This window comes from Nocardia tenerifensis NBRC 101015, from assembly GCF_000308715.1.
Taxonomy (GTDB): domain Bacteria; phylum Actinomycetota; class Actinomycetes; order Mycobacteriales; family Mycobacteriaceae; genus Nocardia; species Nocardia tenerifensis.
On the sequence record NZ_BAGH01000329.1, the window covers coordinates 1 to 5,808 of the forward strand.

5 protein-coding genes and 1 pseudogene are annotated in these 5,808 nt (G+C 68.7%); 3 read left to right on the top strand and 3 right to left on the bottom strand.

Annotation, left to right across the window (positions count from 1 at the left end; translation table 11 throughout):
- Together ON39_RS26295 and ON39_RS26300 are read left to right on the top strand one after the other, a co-directional pair.
- A pseudogene (locus ON39_RS26295) lies at positions 1 to 535 on the top strand (serine/threonine-protein kinase); the annotation flags it as partial.
- Positions 511 to 2,238 (top strand): serine/threonine-protein kinase, encoded by a 1,728-nt coding sequence (locus ON39_RS26300; RefSeq protein WP_373283739.1) that lies wholly within the window; start codon positions 511 to 513, stop codon positions 2,236 to 2,238. The pseudogene ON39_RS26295 and the gene ON39_RS26300, both read left to right, overlap by 25 nt.
- Positions 2,239 to 2,259: 21 nt before the next feature.
- Here ON39_RS26300 and ON39_RS47570 read toward each other — a convergent pair whose 3' ends face one another.
- Positions 2,260 to 2,469 carry a hypothetical protein gene (locus tag ON39_RS47570; RefSeq protein ID WP_040738436.1) on the bottom strand — a complete coding sequence of 70 codons (210 nt, stop codon included), beginning with the start codon at positions 2,467 to 2,469 and terminating at the stop codon, positions 2,260 to 2,262.
- Between the two features lie 376 nt (positions 2,470 to 2,845).
- On the opposite strand from ON39_RS47570, the gene ON39_RS48235 reads away from it, so the two are divergent.
- Positions 2,846 to 3,349, top strand: coding sequence for a hypothetical protein (locus tag ON39_RS48235; RefSeq protein ID WP_051187113.1), 504 nt, complete (start codon positions 2,846 to 2,848; stop codon positions 3,347 to 3,349).
- 38 nt (positions 3,350 to 3,387) lie between these two features.
- Here the strand turns inward: ON39_RS48235 and ON39_RS26315 are convergent, their stop codons facing one another.
- Positions 3,388 to 4,515 carry an acyl-CoA dehydrogenase family protein gene (locus tag ON39_RS26315; protein ID WP_040738431.1) on the bottom strand — a complete coding sequence of 376 codons (1,128 nt, stop codon included), beginning with the start codon at positions 4,513 to 4,515 and terminating at the stop codon, positions 3,388 to 3,390.
- A gap of 9 nt (positions 4,516 to 4,524) precedes the next feature.
- On the bottom strand, positions 4,525 to 5,697 hold the full coding sequence (locus ON39_RS26320) for an acyl-CoA dehydrogenase family protein (protein WP_040738433.1): 1,173 nt from the start codon (positions 5,695 to 5,697) through the stop codon (positions 4,525 to 4,527).
- Positions 5,698 to 5,808 lie beyond the last annotated feature (111 nt).

A 5,808-nucleotide genomic window follows, 5' to 3' on the forward strand; every position in this document is an offset into this window, starting at 1 on the left:
CGGCGCGGTCAGCGATTCGTCCTCGTCCTCGTCCTCGACGGGCACCACGACGTCCGCGGCCGCGGCCGGGCTGGGCACCACCGTGCCCGCGACCGCCGACTCGATCAGCGCGGAGTTCCCGCGCATGGTGCCCGCGACCAAGTCGGACCAGATCGGCTACAACGGCGCGAAATGCTGGGAGACCGACACGAGTTACACGCCCTCGCCCAACGACGGCGACCCGGAGTTCGGCGACTGGGCCTGGCAGTGGCGCTGCTACGGCGGCGGCGACAACGCCGATCCGCTCTACCGCATCTACGTGTACAAGTCGGCGGCCGACGCGCAGGCGGTGCTGAAGTCGCTGCCCACCAACACCAAGTCGTCGGACTCCAACGGCGGAAAGAGCTACATCAACTACAAATTCGACGCGAGCGGGCCGAAGATCGTCACCGCCTTCACCGGCGACCCGGACCGCGCCCAGTACCTGATGTTCACCGACGGTTCGGGCTCCATCGAGCAGACCCTGCGCTGGTGGCGCGCGGCGCCGCTCAACTGACCATGCTACGTCCCGGAGAGGTATTTGCCGGGTACACCATCGAACGGCTGCTCGGTCGCGGCGGCATGGGATCGGTGTACCTGGCGCGGCATCCGCGCCTGCCGCGGTTGACGGCGCTGAAGCTGCTCAACCCGGAGATGTTCCACGACAAGGAGATCCGCACCCGGTTCGAACGGGAGGCGGACCTGGTCGCCCAGCTCGATCACCCGAACATCGTCACGGTCTACGACCGCGGGCTCGAAGACGAGCAGCTGTGGATCTCCATGCAGTACATCGACGGCACCGACGCCGCCGAGGTGGACGCGGCGTCGCTGCCGCCGGAGCGTGCCGTGCGGATCATCGGCGAGACGGCCAAGGCGCTCGACTTCGCGCACCGGCGCGGCGTGCTGCATCGAGATGTGAAACCCGCCAACATCTTGCTCGAGCGCGCCGGGGACGCGGGCGAGCGGGTGTTCCTCACCGATTTCGGCATCGCGCGATTCCGCGACGAGACCGGGCGGCTCACGCAGACCGGAACCTTCACCGCCACACTGGCGTACGCGTCGCCGGAGCAGCTGTCGGGTGCGCTGCTCGACCATCGGTCGGATCAATACTCGTTGGCCTGCACGCTTTTTCGGCTGCTGACGGGCACGGTGCCGTTCGAGGCGACCAATCCGGTCGCGGTGATCCAGGGACACTTGCAGGTTCCGCCGCCGCCGGTCAGCCGGCTACGACCCGGCCTGCCGGTGGCGTTGGACGCGGTGCTGGCCAAGGCGTTGGCGAAACGGGCCGACGACCGGTTCGATTCGTGCGCCGAATTCGCCGGCGCCGCATGGCATGCGCTCACCGCGCCGCCCCAGTTCGCGCCGCCGACGAGGCCGGGGCACTTCGCGCCACCGAGGTCCGCTGAGTTACCGGCGGCGAATCCCGCGGCCCCCATTCCACTTCAGCCCGCGACAGACCAGCCGCCGTCTGTCCATGTCGTCGAAAATGCCGCCCAGACAGCTACTCCCGGCCTCCCCAGACCTCGCCGGCCCCGGTCGTACGCCACGATCGGCGGATTGTTCGGCGTCCTATTGGTTCTCGGACTCATCGGTTCCCTGGTCGCCTTCTCCCGCGACGAAACAGGCTCGGCCGCACCGACGCCCAGCACAACCCCGCCGCCGACGACGCGTGCCACCGACCTCCCCTCGACCACCAAGCCGTCCACCTCACCCCGGCCGACGACCACGACCGACCGGGCGCGGGCGAGCGCGGCCGCCGCGACCTTGAGCGGTGAATTCCCCGCCATGTTGCCGGAAAGCACTCCGCAGCAGGTGGTTCAGGCCGGGACCGGCTACAACAAGGCGGGGTGCTTCGCCTACGCCCCGGGCGCCGCGCCGGAGATCCACGACGACGATCCCGCGCTCGGCGACTGGCTCGTGCTGTGGCGCTGCTTCGGCGGCGAGGACAACAAGGCGGCCTTCTCGTTCTACCTGTACGACTCCCCCGCCGATGTCCGGACGGCCCTCGACGGGCTCCCCGGCAACGATCGGTCCACGGCGACCAACCACGGCCACACGTACACCAATTACCTGTTGCGCGGCAGCGAGTCTCGACGCCCGCGCATGGTGACGGAGTTCAGCGCCGATCCGGGACGCGCGTCGATCCTGATGTACAGCACCGGCTTCATCGCCACCGAGTCCGAGCTCATGTCCTGGTGGGGCGCCGCCCCGCTGAACTGAACGACCGAAACCCGCTCGGCATCACTCCGTTTCGGTACCGCCCCGGCGACCGGCGCGGAGTTTGAGCAGGATCAGCCCCGCGGTGCACGCGAGAATCAGTCCGGCGACGGTGATTTCGACGTGCAGGCCGGCGATGCCGAGGACCGCGCCGACGACTCCACCGATGAAGAAAAGCCAGGCCAGGGTCCGCGAAACGATCGTGGACAGCGAGCGCGCTGACTTGTTCGACACGAGCTGCTCCGAAGTAGCCGACACCGCGTCCTCGGCGGCTGCGGACGACCCCGGCTGCGACGTTGTCGAGTAAGCTCCCATCATCTACTCCTCGATGACGCCGATCAGAGAACCAATGTCCGCGTTCATCGCACAACGCTTCTCTCATCTGGGTACAGGCGTCTCACGCGTAACTTTGCTAACACGCTACGACCATGACGCATTGTATGACAGCGACACGTGCCCACGACACGCCGAAGAGACCAATTCGATATCTGAATTGGACATATTTAAGACCTGCCTGCTCGACGCACCGAACCCGACCGCTTCGTCTGGCTCGGGGAAGCGCGCTCGAGTAAGGTAATGCCGACTCGAACCGCAGCAGGAGTGATCACCGATGGAGAGCACCAGGACCAGGATCGCAGGTCCAGCGATCGCCGCAGGCGCGATCTCCCTCGGGCTAATCCTCATCGGCGCCTGCGGAATCGGCAAGCAGGACACCTACGTCGCGCCCCCGCCGCTGCAGTCGGACCCGAACGTCGCGCCCGTCGTGCACGAGGGGCCGAGCGTGACGGTGCAGAAGGTGGCGATTCCGCCGTCGCCGTCCTGGCAGATCGCGCCCTACCAGGCGCCGCCCGCGACGCCGTTCACCGGATTCAGCACCACCACACCGGGTGAGACCCCGCCGCCGGAGGACGCCGCTCAGGGCAGCCTGCCGAACGCGAACCCGGCCGAGACCAGCCGGCCGTCGGCCACCACGACCGACGCCGCGACCGAGACCGCCACGACGCGGCCCACCACTCGCCCCACCACGCGGCCGCGCCCGACCACGACGAGCCCGGACGAGCCGACCACGCACCCGCACAGCAACCGATCCGTGGACCCCGACGACCACGAGTGACCTGCGGTGGTGCGCGGATCGCGCACCACCGCAATCCTTTACAGCTCGGGCAGCCCGTACTCGCCGACCTGCGAGGCGAGCACCCGCAGGTGCTCGAGCCCGCCGCCGAGGGTGCGCTCGATCGCGGTCAGCCTGGCCACATAGTGGCCGACCGGGTACTCCGCGGTGACGCCGATGCCGCCGTGCATCTGGATCGCCTCCTGACCGATGTGCCGCGCCGAGCGACCGACCTGGAGCCGCGCCCTGGACACGACCCGAGCGTCGATCGCGCCGTCGGCGACCGCCGCGGTGGCGTAGAGGCTCATGCTGCGCGCCAGTTCCAGCGAGACGTACATGTCGGCCGCGCGATGGGTGAGCGCCTGGAACTTCGACAGGGTGACCCCGAACTGCTTGCGCTGCTTGAGGTAATCGGTGGTCAACCGCAGCGCCTCCTCCATCGCCCCGATGGACTCCGCGCACAGGCTCGCCTGCGCCTGCCCGAGCGCGGCGTCGATCGCCGCCGCCGCGTCGGCGGTACCGCCGAGCAGTTCGCCTGGGGCGTCGGTGAATTCGAGCTGCGCGGCGCGCTGCCCGTCCACCGTGCGGTAGGGCTTGCGGGTCACGCCCGCGGCGTCGGCGGCGACCAGGAACAGCCCCGTGCCGCCGCCGGGCAGCTCGGCGCTGACCACCAGCTCGTCGGCGCAGTCGCCGTGCGCGACCGGGTTCTTCACGCCGGTCAACGCGTACGAATCACCCTGCGGCACCGCCGTTGTGGCGAGTTCGGCGGACGGCCAGCGCACGCCCGGCTCGGCGTGCGCGAAGGCGAGCAACCGGTTGCCCGCCGCGACCTCCGGCAGCACCCGCCCGCGCTGCTCGGCGGAGCCGGCCAGGGTGAGCAGCGCGCCGGGCAGCAGGACCGCGTCCAGCAGGGGCTCGGGGGCCAGCCTGCGCCCCACCTCCTGCAGCACGACCATCGTCTCCACCGGGCCCGCGTCGACGCCGCCGTCCTCCTCGGCGAAAGTCAGTCCGAGCACGCCGAGTTCGGCGAGCTGCTGCCAGACCTCGCGGCTCCAGCCGAGTTCGGTGTCGGTGACCTTCAGCCTGGTCTCGGGATCGTAGTTGCGCGCGAGCAGGTCTCGGACCGTGTCCCGCAGCATTTCCTGTTCATCGGTGAGATCGAAATCCATGGTCGCGCCTCACAATCCGAGGATCGTGGAGGCGATGATGGTGCGCTGCACCTCGCTGGAGCCTCCGTAGATGGTTGTCTTGCGGTAGTTCAGGTAGCCGGGGCCGCTGCGCTGTGCCCAAGCGGGCGAGGCGATCTCGTCGGCGCCGACCGGCAGCGCGTCCGGGCCCGCGATGTCCACGAGCAGCTCGGTGGCAGCCTGCTGCAACTCCGAGCCGCGCAGCTTCAGCACCGACGACGCCGGATTCGGCTTGCCGTCCGCGGAGTTCGAGACGACGCGCAGCTGGGTGAGCTCCAGCGCGAGCAGTTCGTTCTCCAGCTCGGCGATGCGCGCGGCGAACAGCGGATCCGACAGCAGCGTGCCCTCGCCCGACTTCGTCTTCGCCGCATACTCTTTCGCGATGCCGAGCTTGACCTTCGTGCGGCCGACGCCGGTGATCCCGGTGCGCTCGTTGCCGAGCAGGAACTTGGCGTAGGTCCAGCCCATGTTCTCCTCGCCGACCAGCTGATCGGCCGGCACGCGGACGTTCTCGAAGAACACCTCGTTCACCTCGTAACCGCCGTCGATCAGCTTGATCGGGCGGATGGTCACGCCGGGCGACTTCACGTCGAAGAGCAGGAACGAGATGCCCGCCTGCTTCTTGGCCGCGCTCGGATCCGTGCGCACCAGGCAAAAGATCCAGTCCGCGTACTGGGCGAGGGTGGTCCAGATCTTCTGGCCGTTGACGATGTAGGAGTCGCCGTCGCGCACCGCGGTGGTGCGCAGCGAGGCCAGGTCCGAGCCCGCGTCCGGCTCGGAAAAGCCTTGGCACCACCAGATGTCGAGCGCGGCGGTGGGCGGCAGGAAGCGCTCCTTGAGCTCCTGGGAGCCGAAGTGCGCGATCACCGGGCCGACCATCTGCGCGTTGAACGTCAGCGGGTCCGGCACCGAGGCCAGCTGCATCTCGTCCTGCCAGATGTGGCGCTGCATCGGGGTCCAGTCCTTGCCACCCCACTCGACCGGCCAGTTCGGCACCGCGAGGCCGTGGTCGTTCAGCGCCTTGTGCGAACGGACGATGTCGTCGCGGGACAGCTCCTGGCCGTACTTGAAGCGCTCGCGGATATCGGCGGGGATTTCGGTCCGATAGATCTGGCGCAGTTCGTCGCGGAACGCGACTTCATCGGGGGACAGGCTCATTTTCATACGCAGCTCCGTCTGTGTCTCGTAATGTCCGAGTCCAACCTACCCTCTGGCGATCCAGCTCGGCGGTCTGCGCGCATACCGACCGCTCCGTTCCAGTACGACACCGCGAAT

What these genes read in the sequence shown, in the direction of transcription:
- ON39_RS48235 (WP_051187113.1), top strand. Translation starts at nt 2,846, where the DNA reads ATGGAGAGCACCAGGACCAGGATCGCAGGTCCAGCGATCGCCGCAGGC.
- ON39_RS26315 (WP_040738431.1), bottom strand. Translation starts at nt 4,515, where the DNA reads ATGGATTTCGATCTCACCGATGAACAGGAAATGCTGCGGGACACGGTC.
- ON39_RS26320 (WP_040738433.1), bottom strand. Translation starts at nt 5,697, where the DNA reads ATGAAAATGAGCCTGTCCCCCGATGAAGTCGCGTTCCGCGACGAACTG.